This window comes from Actinoallomurus acanthiterrae (genome assembly GCF_054775715.1).
The window spans coordinates 6,712,303-6,727,705 of the sequence record NZ_BAAHCO010000001.1 but is presented as its reverse complement, the minus strand read 5'-3'; the positions used below and the strand labels follow the sequence as shown (position 1 = coordinate 6,727,705).

General features: G+C 70.9%; 14 protein-coding genes and 1 pseudogene. 5 read left to right on the top strand and 10 right to left on the bottom strand.

Going from position 1 to position 15,403, the window contains the following annotated elements; translation table 11 throughout:
* The first annotated feature begins 205 nt into the window (after window positions 1–205).
* A pseudogene (locus tag ACYVF7_RS31620) lies at window positions 206–1,260 on the top strand (MmyB family transcriptional regulator).
* 28 nt (window positions 1,261–1,288) lie between these two features.
* On the opposite strand, the gene ACYVF7_RS31615 reads toward ACYVF7_RS31620, so the two are convergent.
* Complete coding sequence (locus ACYVF7_RS31615; RefSeq protein ID WP_460347942.1) at window positions 1,289–2,311, bottom strand: LLM class flavin-dependent oxidoreductase; 1,023 nt, start codon at window positions 2,309–2,311, stop codon at window positions 1,289–1,291.
* Window positions 2,312–2,584: 273 nt separating this feature from the next.
* Window positions 2,585–3,253, bottom strand: coding sequence for an NAD(P)-dependent oxidoreductase (locus ACYVF7_RS31610; protein WP_460347940.1), 669 nt, complete (start codon window positions 3,251–3,253; stop codon window positions 2,585–2,587).
* A 233-nt stretch (window positions 3,254–3,486) separates the two neighbouring features.
* Between ACYVF7_RS31610 and ACYVF7_RS31605 the strand changes: the two genes are divergently transcribed.
* The gene (locus tag ACYVF7_RS31605; protein ID WP_460347938.1) at window positions 3,487–4,116 is read left to right on the top strand and encodes a sulfotransferase family protein; all 630 of its coding nucleotides are present in this window, start codon (window positions 3,487–3,489) and stop codon (window positions 4,114–4,116) included.
* Window positions 4,117–4,224: 108 nt separating this feature from the next.
* On the opposite strand, the gene ACYVF7_RS31600 is transcribed toward ACYVF7_RS31605, so the two are convergent.
* The 8 genes from ACYVF7_RS31600 to ACYVF7_RS31565 all read right to left on the bottom strand — a co-directional run bounded on the left by ACYVF7_RS31600 (window position 4,225) and on the right by ACYVF7_RS31565 (window position 12,264).
* Window positions 4,225–4,593, bottom strand: coding sequence for a hypothetical protein (locus ACYVF7_RS31600; RefSeq protein WP_460347936.1), 369 nt, complete (start codon window positions 4,591–4,593; stop codon window positions 4,225–4,227).
* A 23-nt stretch (window positions 4,594–4,616) separates the two neighbouring features.
* On the bottom strand, window positions 4,617–6,290 hold the full coding sequence (locus ACYVF7_RS31595; protein WP_460358193.1) for a helix-turn-helix domain-containing protein: 1,674 nt from the start codon (window positions 6,288–6,290) through the stop codon (window positions 4,617–4,619).
* Between the two features lie 364 nt (window positions 6,291–6,654).
* Window positions 6,655–7,446 carry a 3-hydroxybutyrate dehydrogenase gene (locus ACYVF7_RS31590; RefSeq protein WP_460347934.1) on the bottom strand — a complete coding sequence of 264 codons (792 nt, stop codon included), beginning with the start codon at window positions 7,444–7,446 and terminating at the stop codon, window positions 6,655–6,657.
* 163 nt (window positions 7,447–7,609) lie between these two features.
* On the bottom strand, window positions 7,610–8,626 hold the full coding sequence (locus tag ACYVF7_RS31585; protein ID WP_460347932.1) for a branched-chain amino acid ABC transporter permease: 1,017 nt from the start codon (window positions 8,624–8,626) through the stop codon (window positions 7,610–7,612).
* Window positions 8,623–9,486, bottom strand: coding sequence for a branched-chain amino acid ABC transporter permease (locus ACYVF7_RS31580; RefSeq protein ID WP_460347930.1), 864 nt, complete (start codon window positions 9,484–9,486; stop codon window positions 8,623–8,625). Before ACYVF7_RS31580 ends, ACYVF7_RS31585 begins: the two co-directional genes overlap by 4 nt.
* A 52-nt stretch (window positions 9,487–9,538) precedes the next feature.
* Window positions 9,539–10,780: an ABC transporter substrate-binding protein gene (locus ACYVF7_RS31575; RefSeq protein WP_460347928.1), complete on the bottom strand. Its 1,242-nt coding sequence runs from the start codon at window positions 10,778–10,780 to the stop codon at window positions 9,539–9,541.
* A gap of 28 nt (window positions 10,781–10,808) precedes the next feature.
* Window positions 10,809–11,504, bottom strand: a complete 696-nt coding sequence (locus tag ACYVF7_RS31570) for an ABC transporter ATP-binding protein (RefSeq protein ID WP_460347926.1) — start codon at window positions 11,502–11,504, stop codon at window positions 10,809–10,811.
* Window positions 11,491–12,264 (bottom strand): ABC transporter ATP-binding protein, encoded by a 774-nt coding sequence (locus ACYVF7_RS31565; protein ID WP_460347924.1) that lies wholly within the window; start codon window positions 12,262–12,264, stop codon window positions 11,491–11,493. Before ACYVF7_RS31565 ends, ACYVF7_RS31570 begins: the two co-directional genes overlap by 14 nt.
* Before the next feature lie 262 nt (window positions 12,265–12,526).
* Between ACYVF7_RS31565 and ACYVF7_RS31560 the strand changes: the two genes are divergently transcribed.
* The 3 genes from ACYVF7_RS31560 to ACYVF7_RS31550 all read left to right on the top strand — a co-directional run bounded on the left by ACYVF7_RS31560 (window position 12,527) and on the right by ACYVF7_RS31550 (window position 15,390).
* A complete protein-coding gene (locus ACYVF7_RS31560; RefSeq protein WP_460347922.1) occupies window positions 12,527–13,264 on the top strand; it encodes a CoA transferase subunit A in 738 nt (245 codons plus the stop codon).
* A complete protein-coding gene (locus ACYVF7_RS31555; protein ID WP_460347920.1) occupies window positions 13,261–13,905 on the top strand; it encodes a 3-oxoacid CoA-transferase subunit B in 645 nt (214 codons plus the stop codon). Before ACYVF7_RS31560 ends, ACYVF7_RS31555 begins: the two co-directional genes overlap by 4 nt.
* 84 nt (window positions 13,906–13,989) lie before the next feature.
* Window positions 13,990–15,390 (top strand): tannase/feruloyl esterase family alpha/beta hydrolase, encoded by a 1,401-nt coding sequence (locus ACYVF7_RS31550; protein ID WP_460347918.1) that lies wholly within the window; start codon window positions 13,990–13,992, stop codon window positions 15,388–15,390.
* Window positions 15,391–15,403: the final 13 nt, after the last annotated feature.

Here is a 15,403-nt window from a genome sequence, read left to right as displayed (position 1 = left end):
GCGTGCAGCAAACGGAGCGCGGCGATCAGGGAGGACTTCCCAGCTCCGTTGGAGTCCTTCGGGCCTTGGCCGGCGACAGTGACCAGACCCTGGCTGATCATCGGTAGGGGGTGGGTGGACAGGCGGGAGATGTTGACCGCCTGGACGCCCACCAGCACGCGGTCGCCGACGATGTCGAACGGCGCGGGTGCCGATTATTACGCCCATGCACGTCATGCGGCATTTCGAGAACGGGGATTCCCCTCAAGTTACCGATTGCCCTGGCGATCGATCTGGGTCGCTCGCGTACCATGCGTCGAACCACCTGTCGAGGAAGCCCACCCCCGATGACCTGAACGCTGTCGGTGGCGTCGTCCATGATGTGACCGAAGCAGGCGACGGGAGTGAAGATGACGTCGATCAACAAAGATTGGGTCGCGGCCCGCGTCAGCGAGCTGCCTTGCAACTTGACGATGCCGAGCGCGATCACCTATTCCACCTTGCGCGGCAGTCCAGGGCGCCCAGCGGTCCACGCCGCCGACGACCCGCCGTGACGGTGCGTCCGGCGCTTCAGCAGGTACTCGACGCCATCACCGATGCGCCGGCTTGGATTTGCAACGGCCGTTATGACGTGCTGGCCATGAATCAACTTGCCCGCGCGCTGTATTCACGGGTGCTGGCCGACACGCGACGGCCGGCGAACACCGCACGGTTCGTGTATCTGGATCCCGAAGCGGCAAAAACGTTCTTCGTCGACTATGACCGAATCGCTTGCGATGTGCTGCGAAGCTATGCATGGAAGCCGGCCGCAATCCGCACGACGAGGAGCTGATCGCCCTAGTCGGTGAATTGTCAACACGCAGTGAACTATTTCGGCAGCGGTGGGCATCTCAGGACGTTCGGCTCCACCGGTCCGGACGCAAGCGTGTGCACCATCCGGTAGTGGGCCAGCTCGACCTGGACGTCGAGTCGGTGGAGATGTCTGCCGAACCCGGCGTGCTCCTGAACGTCTACACCTCGCCCGCTGGCACGACACAACCGGCTTCACCTTCCACGAACGGCACAGCCACCGCACCTGGCTGTCCGACGACGGGATCTCCGACATCGGCCGCAGTCGATCGGTGGCCCGCTGGCCGACCGTGCCGCCGAACTCACCGGCCTCGCGGCCGGGGAAAGCGACTGTTCAGCACCACGGACAAGGACACCCAGAAACTGAAGCTCATCGAGCACGACGTCTACGCCAACGGCCTGCAAAAGCAGATCTTCGACGTGATCCACTGACAACCGCTACGGCATCTCGCTCCGCCGTTCAGCGCCATCCGAGGTCCGGTGCGACGTGTTTGAGGATGTTCTCCAGCAGGTGGGCGTTGTAGTCGACACCGAGTTGGCTCGGGATGGTCAGTAGCAGGGTGTCTGCGGCTTGGATGGCCTCGTCCTGGGAGAGTTCCTTGACCAGGACGTCCGGCTCGGCGGCGTACGACCGTCCGAAGATCGCTCTGGTCGTCTCGTCGATCATGCCGATCTGGTCTTGTGAGTTATGGTCGTTTCCGAAATAGGCACGGTCCAGGTCGGTCGTGAGGGCGAAGATGCTGCGGCTCACCGATACCCGCGGCTCCCGTCGGTGGCCGGCCTCCTTCCATGCCTCGCGGAACGCCTCGATCTGCTTGCGCTGCTGGACGTGCAGCGGCTCGCCGGTCTCATCGTCCTTGAGCGTGGAACTCTGCAGGTTCATGCCGAGCTTTGCGGCCCATACGCTGGTGGCGTTCGACCCGGAGCCCCACCAGATGCGGTCGCGTAGGCCCTCGGAGTGCGGTTCGAGTCGCAGCAGACCCGGCGGGTTGGGGAACATCGGCCGTGGGTTCGGCCGCGCGAAGCCCTCGCCCTCGATCACCGTGAGGAACGTCTCGGCGTGCCGGCGGGCCATGTCGGCGTCCGTTTCGCCCTCGGCGGGGGCGTAGCCGAAGTAGCGCCAGCCGTCGATCACCTGTTCGGGGGAGCCGCGGCTGATGCCGAGTTGCAGCCTGCCGTCTGCGATGAGGTCGGCCGCGCCGGCGTCCTCTGCCATGTACATCGGGTTCTCGTACCGCATGTCGATCACGCCGGTGCCGATCTCGATCCTCGAGGTACGCGTGCCGATCGCGGCGAGGAGCGGGAACGGGCTGCTCGCCTGGCGGGCGAAGTGATGCACACGGAAGTACGCCCCGTCCAAGCCGAGTTCTTCGGCCGCGACCGCGAGGTCGATGGACTGGTGCAGGAAGTCACTGGCGGTCCGGGTCCGCGACTGCGGGTTCGGCGCCCAGTGCCCGAAGGAGAGGAAACCAAGCTTCTTCACACGAACTCCAGCGCGCAGCGGCCACGTTTGATTCCGGCGCGTCGTGCGGACTACGCGGCGATCGCGCGCAGCGGGAACCCACGGACGCCGTGTCGAAGAATTCCGCGTTGACCGCCGCGTGCTTGCGCCGCGCGTCTCGCTGGACGTCCAGGCGTGATGTTCTGGCAGGCCCGGCTCCGCGCTGCTCTGGGCGTGACACGTAACGGTTACTTGAAGGATGTCACACTCTGTAGTGGTCGACGGGGAGTGAGCCTGGGTCCGTTGCCGAGGTCATCAGTCGGCGATGCCGAAGATCTGGTGGATCGTCGCGGGTTGCTCGAGCACGGCGAGCATGTGATGGGCGACGTTCGCGCGCGAGACGAACGCACCACCTCGTATGTTCTGACCGCGGGCGGTTCGGTAGGCACCGGTCAGCGGCTTGTCGGTGAGCCTCGGCGGCCGGCTGATGGTCCAGTCCAGGCCGCTGTCGCGGACGATGTCCTCCGTCAACGCGAGGTCGGCGTAGTGCGCACGGAGCATGGCTCCGGCGATCCGGCTTCCCAGGTGTCGCATGAAGAACCCGTCGCCTGGGTCGTGTTTCGGGGGATTCGGGTGGCCGGGGGAGGGGATGGTGCCGATCGGTGCCGCGCTGACGACCACGAGGCGTCGCGCGCCGGTGGACCTCATCGCCGTCACGATGGCCTTGGTGCCGCGTGAGGTGATGCCCGCCTCGGACCTCGGGTTACGCGGCCCGAGCCCGGACAGCACGGCGTCGCTTCCCTGGATCGCCGAGGCGAGCACGGCCGGGTCCGCCGCCGTGAGATCGGCGGTGACGACGCGCGTCTTTTCGCTCAGGTTCCGGGGGTTACGTGCGACCGCGGTGACGTCGTGTCCTGCGGCGAGGGCCTGTTCGAGGAGTTGCCGGCCGATACCGTCGGTCGCAGCGAAGATCGTGAGCTTCATCGGTTTCGGCTCGCTTTCGTGATCAAGACCTTCTACGCATGAGCGGGAGTGCTCGTATCTCATATTATACGATACTCATACGTTCTTCGGCTCTGGGTTCGCTGGTCGGCGTCGAAGATCTGATGCTCGGGGTCGGTCTCGACTCTAACTACTTGATGGATATCATATGAGTCTGATATCTTCTGGTGAGCTGCCTTGTTTCTGGCGTTTCGGATTCACGAGAGGACGCGCTCGTGCTCGATGTCATCGGTGTCGGATTCGGACGTACCGGCACACTTTCCCTTAAAGTCGCGCTGGAGCTGCTCGGCTTCGGCCCCTGCCACCACATGGACGAACTCGGCAAGAGCGCCGACCAGAGAAAGCTGTGGGCGAAGGTCGCCCAGGACGGCGCCGCGGACTGGGACGCCGTCTATCGCGGTTACCGGGCGACGGTCGACTGGCCGGGAACGCGGTTCTGGCGGCAGCTCACCGGCCACTTCTCCGACGCGAAGGTGATCCTCACCGTCCGTGATCCACGGCAGTGGTACGAGAGCGTCGAAGGGAGCATCCACCGCATGGTCTCGGCCCCGGCGACGGACCCGCTCGTCGCCGAGATGCAAGAGGTCGTCCGCCGAGTGGTGTGGGACGGCGAATTCGGCGGCCGGTTCGAGGACGCCGAGCATGTCATCGGGATTTTCAACGAGCACAACGAGGCGGTCCGCAGGGAGATCCCGGCCTCCCGGCTCTTGGTCATGGAGATCGGGCAAGGCTGGGAACCTCTCTGTGAGTTCCTCGGCGTCCCCGTTCCCGACGAACCATTCCCTCGAAGCAACGACCGGCAGGCGTTCGCGGAGCGCCTCGTCCAGCACCTCGGCAGGCAATAGGCGGACGGCCGGCCCGGTGGGCCGGCCGTCGTGTGGCCACCTTGCCCTGCGGGCCGGCCGGGCTCGTGGACTTCGGGACCTTGGGTCGGTGGGGTGAGTGGCTGGGGGTCAGACCACGGGGTCGCGGCGGACCAGCCCCCGACGCAGGCGCACCAACTCACGGCGGCCCGTCGGCGCGTACGTGCCGCTGAGTTGCCCCTTGCGGTAGAGGTGTAGCCGGTACGGGATCAACCCGGTCAGTCGCAGCACGGCCGCGACCGGGGCGAGGAGCAGGCGCAAGGCGAGCTCGGCCAGCCAGAGAGGCACCATCACCGCGCTGAGCAGGAGGCACGGGAGGCCGATGACCAGCGAGATCGGATCCTGACCGAGACCACCGGGAAGAAGGTCCAAGGCGATTTCGGGCTTGACCCACCGCTTCCAGGCCAGCCGCTGCTGCCGCAACCGGCACGGAGCCCCCGCACTGTCCCGCCATCGCACGCCTGTCAGCCCCTTACATCCCATCACGCGGCCTGGTGTCGGCTATTCAGCGTGAACTCTAGGACGCGCTGCGGGTTCACGGATCGCGGCCGGATGGAAACAGTAGCCGGGCGCCCGCGCAATGCGGTTCCTCGGTCGCCGTCACCCCGAGGCGCGTCCCGGTGACCGTCCGCGTCGCCGAGGACGGTGAGGCGGCGCAGTCGGAGCGCGAGCTGGATCTCCAGCGCGTGCTCCGGGGACTGCCAGCGTTCGCCGAGCAGCTTGCCGACCCGGTCCAGGCGCTGGGTGACGGTGTTGACGTGGACATGCAGGCGCTCGGCCGCCCGCGACAGGCTCCCGCCGGCCTCGAAGTAGACCTCCAGGGTCCGTACGAGCTTGGTGCCGCGACGCCGGTCGTAGTCCATGACGGGGCCGAGCGTGGAGGTCAGGAAGCCGGTGACGTCTCTGCCGTCGCCCACGAGCAGGCCGACGAAGCCGAGTTCGGTGGCGCCGGCCCCCTGCCCGGCGCGGCCGAGGGCGAGGAGCGCGTCGGCGCAGCGGCCCGCCTCGCGATGGGCCGCCGCGACCTCGGCAGCCCCCTGGACGGGACCGACCGCCCCGGCCGTCGCCGGCGTACCGAGGGCGGTGCCGCACTCCTTGGCGACACGGCGGGCGGCGGCGCCCGGATCCAGGCCGGGCAGCAGCAGCACGATCTCCTCGCCGCGCGCGGCGGCCAGCCCACCGGCGGCCGAGGCGTAGGAGGCGGCCCAGAACGCGGCGCGCTGCCGGTCTCCGTCGTGGCGGACGACGAGCAGGACACATGGGGCGCCGAGGTCGACGCCGACCAGGCGGGCGCGGGCCCGCAGCGCGTCGACGTCGGTGGCGCGGCCGGTGAGCAGGTCGTCCAGCAGCTCGCCGCGGACCCGGCCCTCGGCCTCGGCGACGCTGCGGCGGAACAGCAGCAGCAGCGCGGTGACCAGGGCGCCGCGTTCGAGGATCCGCTGGTCGCTGGCTGACAGCTCCCCGGCTTCGGGGGTGCGCAGGATGATGGTGCCGAGCATTTCGGCGCCGGTGGCGATCGAGGCGATCCACAGCCGTCCGCGCTGCACGGCGCGGCCCAGAGACCGGGACGCGGCCGCCGCCTCGGCGACGACGTCGTCGTCGGGTTCGCCGATCGCGCCGACGGCGGCCAACCGGCGGCGTTCGGCGTCTCGGACGAGCAGCGCGCCGCCGAGCACGTCGATGATGACCTCCGCGACGTCCTGGACGCCGCCGCCGCGTACGACCAGGTTCGTCATCCGGTCGTGGGCCTGGGCGGCGCGCTCCACCGCCGCGCTGCGCGCCTTGATGAGCTCGTTGGCAGCGCTGAGCTCTTCCAGAGCCCCGCGGGTCTCGTCGAGGAGGCGGGCGTTGTCGATGGCGATGGCCGCGTGGGCTGCCAGGGAACCCAGCAGCGCGACCTCCTCGGGCACGAACGGTCGGGCGCTGCGGTTGGAGGCGAACAGCACACCGATGACACGTGAGCCCAGGCGCATCGGGACGCCCAGGATCGCCACCAGATCCTCTTCCTGCACCGCCGCGTCGATGTAGGCGCGGTGACGGAACCGCTCGTCGGCGAAGTAGTCGGCGCTGCTGTAGGGGGTGCCGGTCTGGGCGACCAGGCCCGCCAGGCCGGCGCGAAGGGAATGCGCAGGGCGCGGAACGCCGCCGACACCGATCCGTCGGTCACCCGCATGCAGGTGTCGCCGCGGTCGTCGTCGGTGAGGGTCATGTACGACACGTCGGCGCCCAGGAGCCGGCGGGCACGGCGCACGATCGCCTCCAGGACCGCGTCGAGGCCGCGCAAGCCGGCCAGGTCGCTGGCGGTGTCGAACAGGGCGGCGAGCTCGGCCTCACGGCGGGCGCGGTGTTCCAGCAGCGACCGTACGCGCAGGGCGGCGCGCTTGGTCGTCTCCAGTTCCGCGAGCACGCCCGGGTCCGCCCCGCCGACGCGGGCCTCCAGCACGGGCGCCTCGAACTCGGCGGCCGAGGCCTCGCGTGCCAGCAGGTCGAGGAAGACGTCGCAGCTCATGACGGTCATTTTCAGTGCGCGGTCCAGCCGCCGTCGATGGTGAGGGACGAACCGGTGACCATGGCCGCCGCCGGGGAGCACAGGTAGGCGACGAGGGCGGCGACCTCGTCGGGCTCGATGAGGCGGCGGATCGCGGCCTTGGCGAGCATGATCTGGTCGATGACCTGCCCGGAGTCCAGGCCGTGAGCGGCGGCCTGATCGGCGATCTGCTCCTCCACCAGCGGCGTCCGGACGTACGCGGGGCTGACGCAGTTGGCGGTCACGCCGTACGGGGCGGCCTCCAGGGCGATCACCTTCGACAGGCCCTCCAGGGCGTGCTTGGCGGTGACGTAGGCGGCCTTGTAAGGGGAGGCGCGATGGCCGTGGATGGAGGAGATGTTCACGACGCGCCCCCAGCGGCGTTCGTACATGCCGGGCAGGGCACGGCGGGCCAGCCGGAACGGCGCCTCCACCATGATCCGCTGGATGCGGGCGAAGGTGTCCGGGGGGAACTCGGTGACCGGGGCGACGTGCTGCAGGCCGGCGTTGTTGACCAGGATGTCGACGCCGTCGCAGTCGACGTCCTCGACCGCGTCGGGGTCGGACAGGTCGACGCCGAGGGCCCGGCCGCCGAGTTCGGCGGCTGCGGCGCGTGCGGCGTCCTCACGTACGTCGACGATGAGCAGGTCGGCACCGGCGGCGGCGAGTCGCCGGGCGCAGGCCAGGCCGATGCCGCCGGCGGCCCCGGTCACCAGGGCGCGGCGCCCGGACAGGTCCGGATCGCCGGACGGTCTGGAGATCACAGTGTCGGTGGGCACGGCCACGTCATGCTCCTTCGGATGCGCGCCGCGGGTTGCCTGCGGCGGGAGGGGAGAGGGCGGACACCGGCCGCCGGATCGCGGGGCCGGACGTCCGAGGCGGCGGCTATCGGGCAGGGCGGGTGTCCGAGGCGGTGGCTGTCGGGCGGCGCGGGTGTTCGAGGCGGGGCTACCGGGAGGGGCGGGCCGGCGCGTCCACCGGGTCGGCCGCCGTCCGCGGCTCTTCCGGCGGCGGTCCGGGCGCGGGCCGGGCGGCGCGGGCCCGCAGGACGTCGCGGACGGTGCCCCACACGCCGCGGCGGAACACCAGCACGATCACCACGAAGATGATGCCGGTGACCAGGCCGATCTCCTGGAACCCGGCCGTGGAAAGGTAGTCGTCGAGCTCGACGATCAGCGCCGCGCCGAACGCGCCGCCCCACAAGGTGCCGATCCCGCCCAGAACGACCATCATCACGACCTGGCCGGAGGTGGTCCAGTACACCTCGTCCAGCGAGGCGAACCCGTGGCCGATCGCGAAGAGGCCGCCGGCGAGCCCGGACAGCGCCGCCGACAGCACGAACGCGGCCAGCTTGTAGCGGGCCACCGGATAGCCGAGGGCCTGGGCGCGGGCGGGGTTGTCGCGGACGGCGACTAGGACCCGTCCGAACGGGGAGCGCACGATGCGCCAGGCCGCCAGCAGCCCCACCACCACGAACGGCAGGCCCGCGTAGTAGAAGAAGAACGGGTCGGACAGGTCGATCCCGAAGAACTTGCGGGGGATGCCCTGCAGGCCGTTCTCCCCGCCGGTCAGGCCGCGCCACTGGTTGGCCACGAAGTACACCACCTGCGCGAACGCCAGGGTGACCATCGCGAAGTAGATGCCGCGCAGCCGGGCCGACAGGTACCCGATGGGCACCGCCAGCACCGCGGCGGCGACGGTCCCGCCCAGCACGGCGACCGGGAACGGCAGCCCGGCGTGCAGAGCGATCAGGCCGGTGACGTACGCCGAGCCGCCCCAGAAGGCGGCGTGGCCGAACGGCAGCAGCCCGGTGAAGCCGAGCAGCAGGTCGACCGCCGCGGCGAACAGTGCCCAGCAGGCGATGTCGAGCGCGACCGGCGGATAGATCATCCAGGGCAGGGCCAGGGCGATGAGCAGCCCGGCGACGAGCGGGACCGGGCGGGCCGCGAGACGGGAGATGATCACAGGGCGGCCTCCTCGCGGCCGAACAGCCCGGCCGGACGCCACAGCAGGACGGCGGCCATCACGATGAACACCAGCGTCTGGGACAGCGCCGGCACGTACAGGTTGCCGAGCGCCGACACCAGCCCGATCCCGAACCCGGCCGCCACCGACCCGAAGATCGATCCGAGGCCGCCGATGACCACGACCGCGAACACGGTGATGATCAGATCGGCGCCCATGAGCGGGTTGACGGCGCGCATGGGCGCGGCCAGCACCCCGGCCAGACCCGCCAGCGCGATCCCGAACCCGAACACCGGCGCGACCCAGCGGCCGACGTCGATGCCCAGCGCCCGGGTCAGCTCCGGGCGCTCGGTCGCCGCCCGTACGATCACCCCGACCCGGGTGCGGGTCAGCGCCAGCCAGGTCGCCGCGCAAACCAGCACCGACAGGGCCAGCACGAACACCTGGTACGCCGGGTAGTCGAACAGGCCCAGGTCCAGGGAGCCGGACAGCGCCGCCGGCTGCGGGTAGGGCTGGGACTGCACGCCGTACTCGCGTTTGACCGCGTCCTGCAGGATCAGCGCCAGCCCGAACGTGAACAGGAACCCGTACAGGGGGTCGAGGCCGGCGAGCCGCCGCACGAACAGCCGCTCGACCAGCACCCCGGCGGCGCCCAGGACGAGGGGCACGACGGCCAGCGCGACCCAGAAGTTCACGCCGAAGGAGTCCAGCAGGACGTACGTGCCGAAGGCGCCGAGCATGTAGAACGCGCCGTGGGCGAAGTTGACCACGCCGAGCATGCCGAAGATGACCGACAGGCCGAGGGCGAGCAGCGCGTAGAACGCGCCGCCGACCAGGCCGTTGAAGGCCTGTTGCAACACGGTGACCTCCTGGGGGTCTGCCCGTCGGCCGGCCACGGGGCGGCGGGCCGGTTCAGCCGAGCCGGCAGGCGGAGGACGGGGGCTGGAACGCCCGGGCGGCCGGGACGGTGGACAGGACCTTCTCGTAGTCCCACGGCTCGGTGACGTCCTTGCCCGCCTTGACCTGGGCCAGGGACACGTCGTGGGTCAGCAGGTGGTCGGCGGCGCGGATGGTGCCGCCGCGGGTGAACGCGTCGTCGACCTTCGCGCCCTCGAGCTGCTTGACCACGGCGTCGGACTTGTCGGTGCCGGCGCGCTGGACCGCCTCCAGGTACTGCAGGGCCGCCGAGTAGTTCGCGGCGTTGGCGAACGTGGGGCGCCTGCCGGTCTTGGCCTGGAACTTGTCGGCCCAGGCCCGGTTGGTGGCGTCGGCGTTCCAGTACCAGGGGTCGGTGAACTTCGTGCCGGCCAGCGCGTCCGGGCCGAGGGAGTGGATGTCGGTGAGGAACATCAGGCCCACGGCCAGACCGATGCCCTTGTCGCGCAGCCGGTACTCGTTGTACTGCTTGACGAGGTTGACCAGGTCACCGCCGGCCTGCATGGCGCCCAGCACCTGCGGCTTCGGGTTCAGGGAGGGCGCCTTGAGCAGGAACGAGGAGAAGTTGTCGTTGGGGAACGGCGCCGGGTCGCTCTTCACCACAGTGCCGCCCGCGCCGCGTACGGCCGTGGTGAAGCTCTTGTTCATGTCCTGCCCGAAGGCGTAGTCCGGGTAGACGATGTACCAGTTCTTCGCGCCGTCGTGGGTGACGGTGCCGCCGGTCCCGTTGGCCAGCATGTAGCTGTTGTAGCCGTAGTGGAAGGTGTACTTGTTGCACTGCGCGCCCTCCAGCTCGGTGGTGGCGGCCGACACGTCGAAGAACAGCTTCTTGCGGGCCTTGGCGACGTTCGCGACGGCGAGCGCGGCCGATGAGGTCGGCACGTCCAGGATGACGTCGGCCTGCCGCCGGTCGTACAGCTCCTGGGCCTTGCTGTTGGCGATGTCGGGCTTGTTCTGGTGGTCGGCGGAGACGACGTCGATCTTCTTGGCGACCGCCTTCGCGCCGTACCGGGCCTGGTAGTCGGCGATGGCCAGGCGCACCGCCGTGACACTGCCCTGCCCGGACAGCTGGGAGTAGATGCCGGACTGGTCGTTGAGGACGGCCAGCACGACCTTTCCGCCGCTGATCTTCCCACCGCCCCCGCCGGGTCCGCCCGCGCATCCCGCGAGCAACGCTCCCGCGACCGTCACCGCGGCCGCCGCGCCCAGAGTTCTCATGTGTCTCCTCATCGGTGATGGGGTCCTCTCAGATCCCGAGGTGTTCCAGCAGCTCGTGTTCGCGGGCGCGGATCTCGTCGTTGCCCAGCGACCGGACGATCCGGCCCTCGGCCAGCAGGTAGTGCCGGTCGGCGACCGTGGCGGCGAAGTGGAGGTTCTGCTCGACGAGCAGGACGGTGACGCCCTGGTCTTTGACGTCGCGCAGGATCGCGCCGATCTGCTGGACGATCAGCGGCGACAGGCCCTCGGTCGGCTCGTCGCACAGCAGCAGCCGCGCGCCCATCCGCAGCACCCGGGCCAGCGCCAGCATCTGCTGCTCGCCGCCGGACAGCTTCGTGCCAGGGGAGCGGCGGCGCTCCCGCAGCCGGGGAAACGTCTCGTACACCTGCTCCAGTGACCACGGCCGCGGCCCGGCGGGCGGCGGGAGCGTCAGGTTCTCCTCGACGGTGAGCGTGGCGTAGACGCCCCGGTCGTCGGGCACGTAGCCCAGGCCGCGGCGGACCCGCCGGTGCGCGGGCAGGCGGGCCAGGTCCGCGCCGAGGAAGCCGATGGCGCCGGCGGCGCGGGCGGTGTGCAGGCCCATGACGCAGCGCAGCAGCGTCGTCTTGCCCGCGCCGTTGCGGCCGACCAGCGTGACGATCTCGCCTTCGGCGACGTTCAGCGACACGTCGCGAAGCACGCGGGCCTCGCCGTACCAGGCCGACAGGTCCTCAATGCGCAGCATGGGCGTCTCCCAGGTAGGCACTGATCACGCGGGGGTCGTGGCGGACCTGGGCGTAGGAGCCCTCGACCAGCACCCGCCCGGCCTGCAGGACCGTGACGCGGTCGGCGAGGGTGGCCACGACGGTCATGTTGTGCTCGACCATGACGACGGTCCGGCCCGCGCGGACCTCCTCGATCAGCGCGACGGTCCGGTCGATGTCCTCCGTGCCCATCCCGGCGGTCGGCTCGTCCAGCAGGAGCACCCGCGGATCCAGGGCCAGGGCCAGCGCCAGCTCCAGGGCGCGCTTGCGGCCGTAGGCGAGCGCGCCCGCCGGCTCGTCCGCGTGCGCGGCGAGCCCGACCTGCTCCAGCAGCTCCAGCGCACGGCCGGAGAACCGGCCCAGGGCCCGGTCGGACCGCCAGAACCGCCAGCCCAGGCTCGTGCCGGCCTGCAGCGCCAGCTCCAGGTGCTCGCGCGGGGTCAGCTGCGCGAACAGGCTGGTGATCTGGAACGAGCGCGCCACGCCGTGCCGGGCCACCTGCTCGGGGCTCTTGCCGGTCAGGTCCCGGTCGCCGAGCCGGATGTTGCCGGCACTGGGCCGGTGGAAGCCGGTCAGCAGGTGGAACAACGTCGTCTTGCCGGCGCCGTTCGGGCCGACGAGCGCGTGCACCGCACCCTCGGCGACGTCCAGGTCGACCCCGTCCACCGCGCGAAAACCCCGGAAGTCCTTCGCCAGGCTTCGTGCCGTGAGAATCGGGGGCCCGGGGACGGGAGTGCCCATTCGCCCTCCTTGGCGTGTCGTGCCGGTCACCGGCGGGTTACGGCCGGTTCACCGGTGCGGATGACGCGGAACACTAGGCAGCCATCCGGGCCGGATCCATGTGGCCCGGCACCACATTCACCGGCGTTCCCATGGCGTCCGGCCACACCAGGCGGCCTGGGCGGCCGCGGGGCACACACCGCGACGTGCGGATATGTGCGCCGGCGACGTACCCGCCCGCCTCCTGGCCGCCTACGGTCGGGCTCCGACACGGAGGTGAAGCATGGACAAGCAGGTGAGCACCCCGGATGCGGCGGTGGCCGGCATCCCGGACGGCGCCTCACTCGCCGTCGGGGGCTTCGGGTTGTGCGGGGTCCCCATGGAGTTGATCGGTGCGCTGCTGCGGCAGGGGGCCACGGGCCTGCGCGTGGTCTCCAACAACTGCGGCGTCGACGACCAGGGCCTGGGCGTGCTGCTGGCCGCCGGCCGCATCGCACGGATGACCGCGTCGTACGTGGGGGAGAACAAGGAGTTCGCGCGCCGCTATCTGGCCGGTGAGCTGGAGGTCGAGCTGGTGCCGCAGGGCACGCTCGCCGAACGGCTGCGCGCCGGCGGCTGCGGGATCCCCGCCTTCTACACCCCGGCCGGGGTGGGCACCCAGGTCGCCGACGGCGGCCTGCCCTGGCGGTACACGCCTGAGGGGGCGGTCGCGGTCGCCTCACCCGCCCGGGAGGTCCGGGAGTTCGGCGGGCGCGACCACGTCCTCGAAGAGGCCATCACCACCGACTTCGGACTCGTGCACGCCGCCCGGGGCGACCGGTACGGCAATCTCGCCTTCCACGCCACGGCTCGTAACTTCAACCCACTCGCCGCGATGGCCGCGCGCGTCACGATCGCCCAGGTCGAACGGTTCGAGGACCGGCTGCCGCCCGACGAGGTGCACTTGCCAGGGGTCTTCGTCGACCGTGTCGTGCACGTCGAGGACACCGCCAAGCCGATCGAGCGCCGGAGGGTGTCGTGAGGGGCCTGACCCGGCCGCAGCTGGCGGCGCGCGCGGCGCGGGAACTGGCCGACGGTTCCTACGTCAACCTCGGCATCGGGCTGCCGACGCTGATCCCCGAGCACCTGCCCGCCGGGGTCGAGGTGGTGCTGCACAGTGAGAACGGCGTCCTCGGCGTCGGCCCGTACCCGGCCGAGGAGCAGGTCGACCCGGACCTGATCAACGCGGGCAAGGAGACGGTCACCGTGTCGCCGGGCGCGTCGTTCTTCGACTCGGCCCTGTCATTCGGGCTGATCCGCGGCGGGCGGCTGGACGCGGCCGTCCTGGGCGCGATGCAGGTGTCGGCCCGCGGCGACCTGGCGAACTGGACGATCCCCGGCAAGCTGATCAAGGGGATGGGCGGGGCGATGGACCTGGTCCACGGGGCGCGCCGCGTCATCGCCTTGATGGAACACCTCGCCCGCGACGGGACACCGAAGATCCTCCAGGAGTGCACGCTGCCGCTGACCGGGCGGCGCGTGGTCGACCGGATCATCACCGACCTGGCCGTCATCGACGTCACACCGGACGGGCTGGTGCTGCGCGAGACCGCGCCCGGCGTGACGACCGGGCAGGTCCGCGAGTCGACCGCCGCCCCGCTCATCCTCGACCGGCGCGTCTAGACGCGGGCATGGGGGCGGGCGACACATCGCGGCTCGCGATTGTGGCCGCCCGCCCCGTCGACCGGCCCGGCACGCGCCGTCACCATGACGGCACGGTGCTTCCCGACCCCGACGAACCGAGGCGCGCATGCCACGTCAGCTCCTCGCCGTGACCGCCGCGACGATCGCCGTGGCGGCGGTCACGGCCATTCCCCACCCTGCGCGGCCGGCGCCGCCGCGTGTCCCGCGGTCGCCGTCCCCGGCGCGGAGCGGCAGGTCACCGCCTGCCTGGACGACCTGACCACGGCCGGGACGGTGGCCTCCGGCCACACCGTGCCCGCCGACTGGGCCGGCCTGCAGCCCGCCGGCGCGCGCAACCCGCGCGGCGTGCCCGGCCGGCAGGTCGACGGCTACTTCTCTGACACCTCCACCACCAACACGAACAACGGCTGGAACCACGACGCCCAGTTCGTCATCCGCCTGCCCGAGCACTGGACCGGCGGACTCGTCGTCGCCGGATCCCCGGGCAACCGCCGCCAGTACGCGAACGACTTCACCATCTCCGACTGGGTGCTGGCGCGCGGCTACGCGTACGCGGCGACCGACAAGGGCAACACCGGCTCCCAGTTCTACCGCGACGGCGCCCGACCCGGCGACGCCGTCGCCGAGTGGAACCGGCGACTCACCCAGCTGACCGTCGCCGCCAAGGCCGTCGTGGCGCGTAGGTACGGCCGTCCGCCGGCCCGGACCCTCGCCGCGGGCGTCTCCAACGGCGGCTACCTGGTGCGCTGGCAGCTGGAGAACCACCCCGGCCTGTTCGACGGCGGCCTGGACTGGGAGGGCACGCTCTGGCGGGCCGAAGGTCCCACCCCGCTGACCTTCCTGCCGACCGCGCTGCGCGAGTATCCCCGCTACGCCGCGACCGGTGACCCGAGGGCGCACGCCGCGCTGCTGCGCGCCGGGTTCGCGCCCGGCTCCGAGCCGCTGTGGGATTACCACGAGAAGGTCTACTGGGACCTCACCCAGCGGATCTACCGACAGGAGTTCGACCCCGCCTTCAGCGCGCCCGTCGAGGCGGGCACACCGTACTGCGCCTCCGGCACCCCCGGCTGCGACGCCGACTACGACTACGCGAGCAGGCCCCGCTCGGTGCACCGCGCCGTACGACGCGTCGCCCTCACCGGACGGATCGGCCGGCCCCTCATCACCCTGCACGGCACCCTCGACACGCTGCTGCCCATCGCCCGCGACTCAGACCTGTACGACCGGCTCATCCGCGCCCAGGGGCGTGGCGGGCTGCACCGGTACTACCGGATCGAGGGCGGCAACCACGTCGACGGGCTGTACGACGCCCACCCGGACCTGCTGCGGCCGATGCTGCCGTGCTTCCACACCGCGTTCGCGGCCCTGGAGGACTGGACCGGTCACGGGACGACCCCGCCGCCGAGCGCCACCGTCCCCCGCGCGGCCACCGGCGACCCGGCCAACACCTGCACGCTCGCCTGAGGCCCCGTACGGG

Coding starts and splice junctions, on each gene's coding strand:
- ACYVF7_RS31610 (WP_460347940.1), bottom strand. CDS start 3,253: ATGAAGCTCACGATCTTCGCTGCGACCGACGGTATCGGCCGGCAACTC.
- ACYVF7_RS31565 (WP_460347924.1), bottom strand. CDS start 12,264: ATGGGCACTCCCGTCCCCGGGCCCCCGATTCTCACGGCACGAAGCCTG.
- ACYVF7_RS31570 (WP_460347926.1), bottom strand. CDS start 11,504: ATGCTGCGCATTGAGGACCTGTCGGCCTGGTACGGCGAGGCCCGCGTG.
- ACYVF7_RS31575 (WP_460347928.1), bottom strand. CDS start 10,780: ATGAGAACTCTGGGCGCGGCGGCCGCGGTGACGGTCGCGGGAGCGTTG.
- ACYVF7_RS31560 (WP_460347922.1), top strand. CDS start 12,527: ATGGACAAGCAGGTGAGCACCCCGGATGCGGCGGTGGCCGGCATCCCG.
- ACYVF7_RS31550 (WP_460347918.1), top strand. CDS start 13,990: ATGACGGCACGGTGCTTCCCGACCCCGACGAACCGAGGCGCGCATGCC.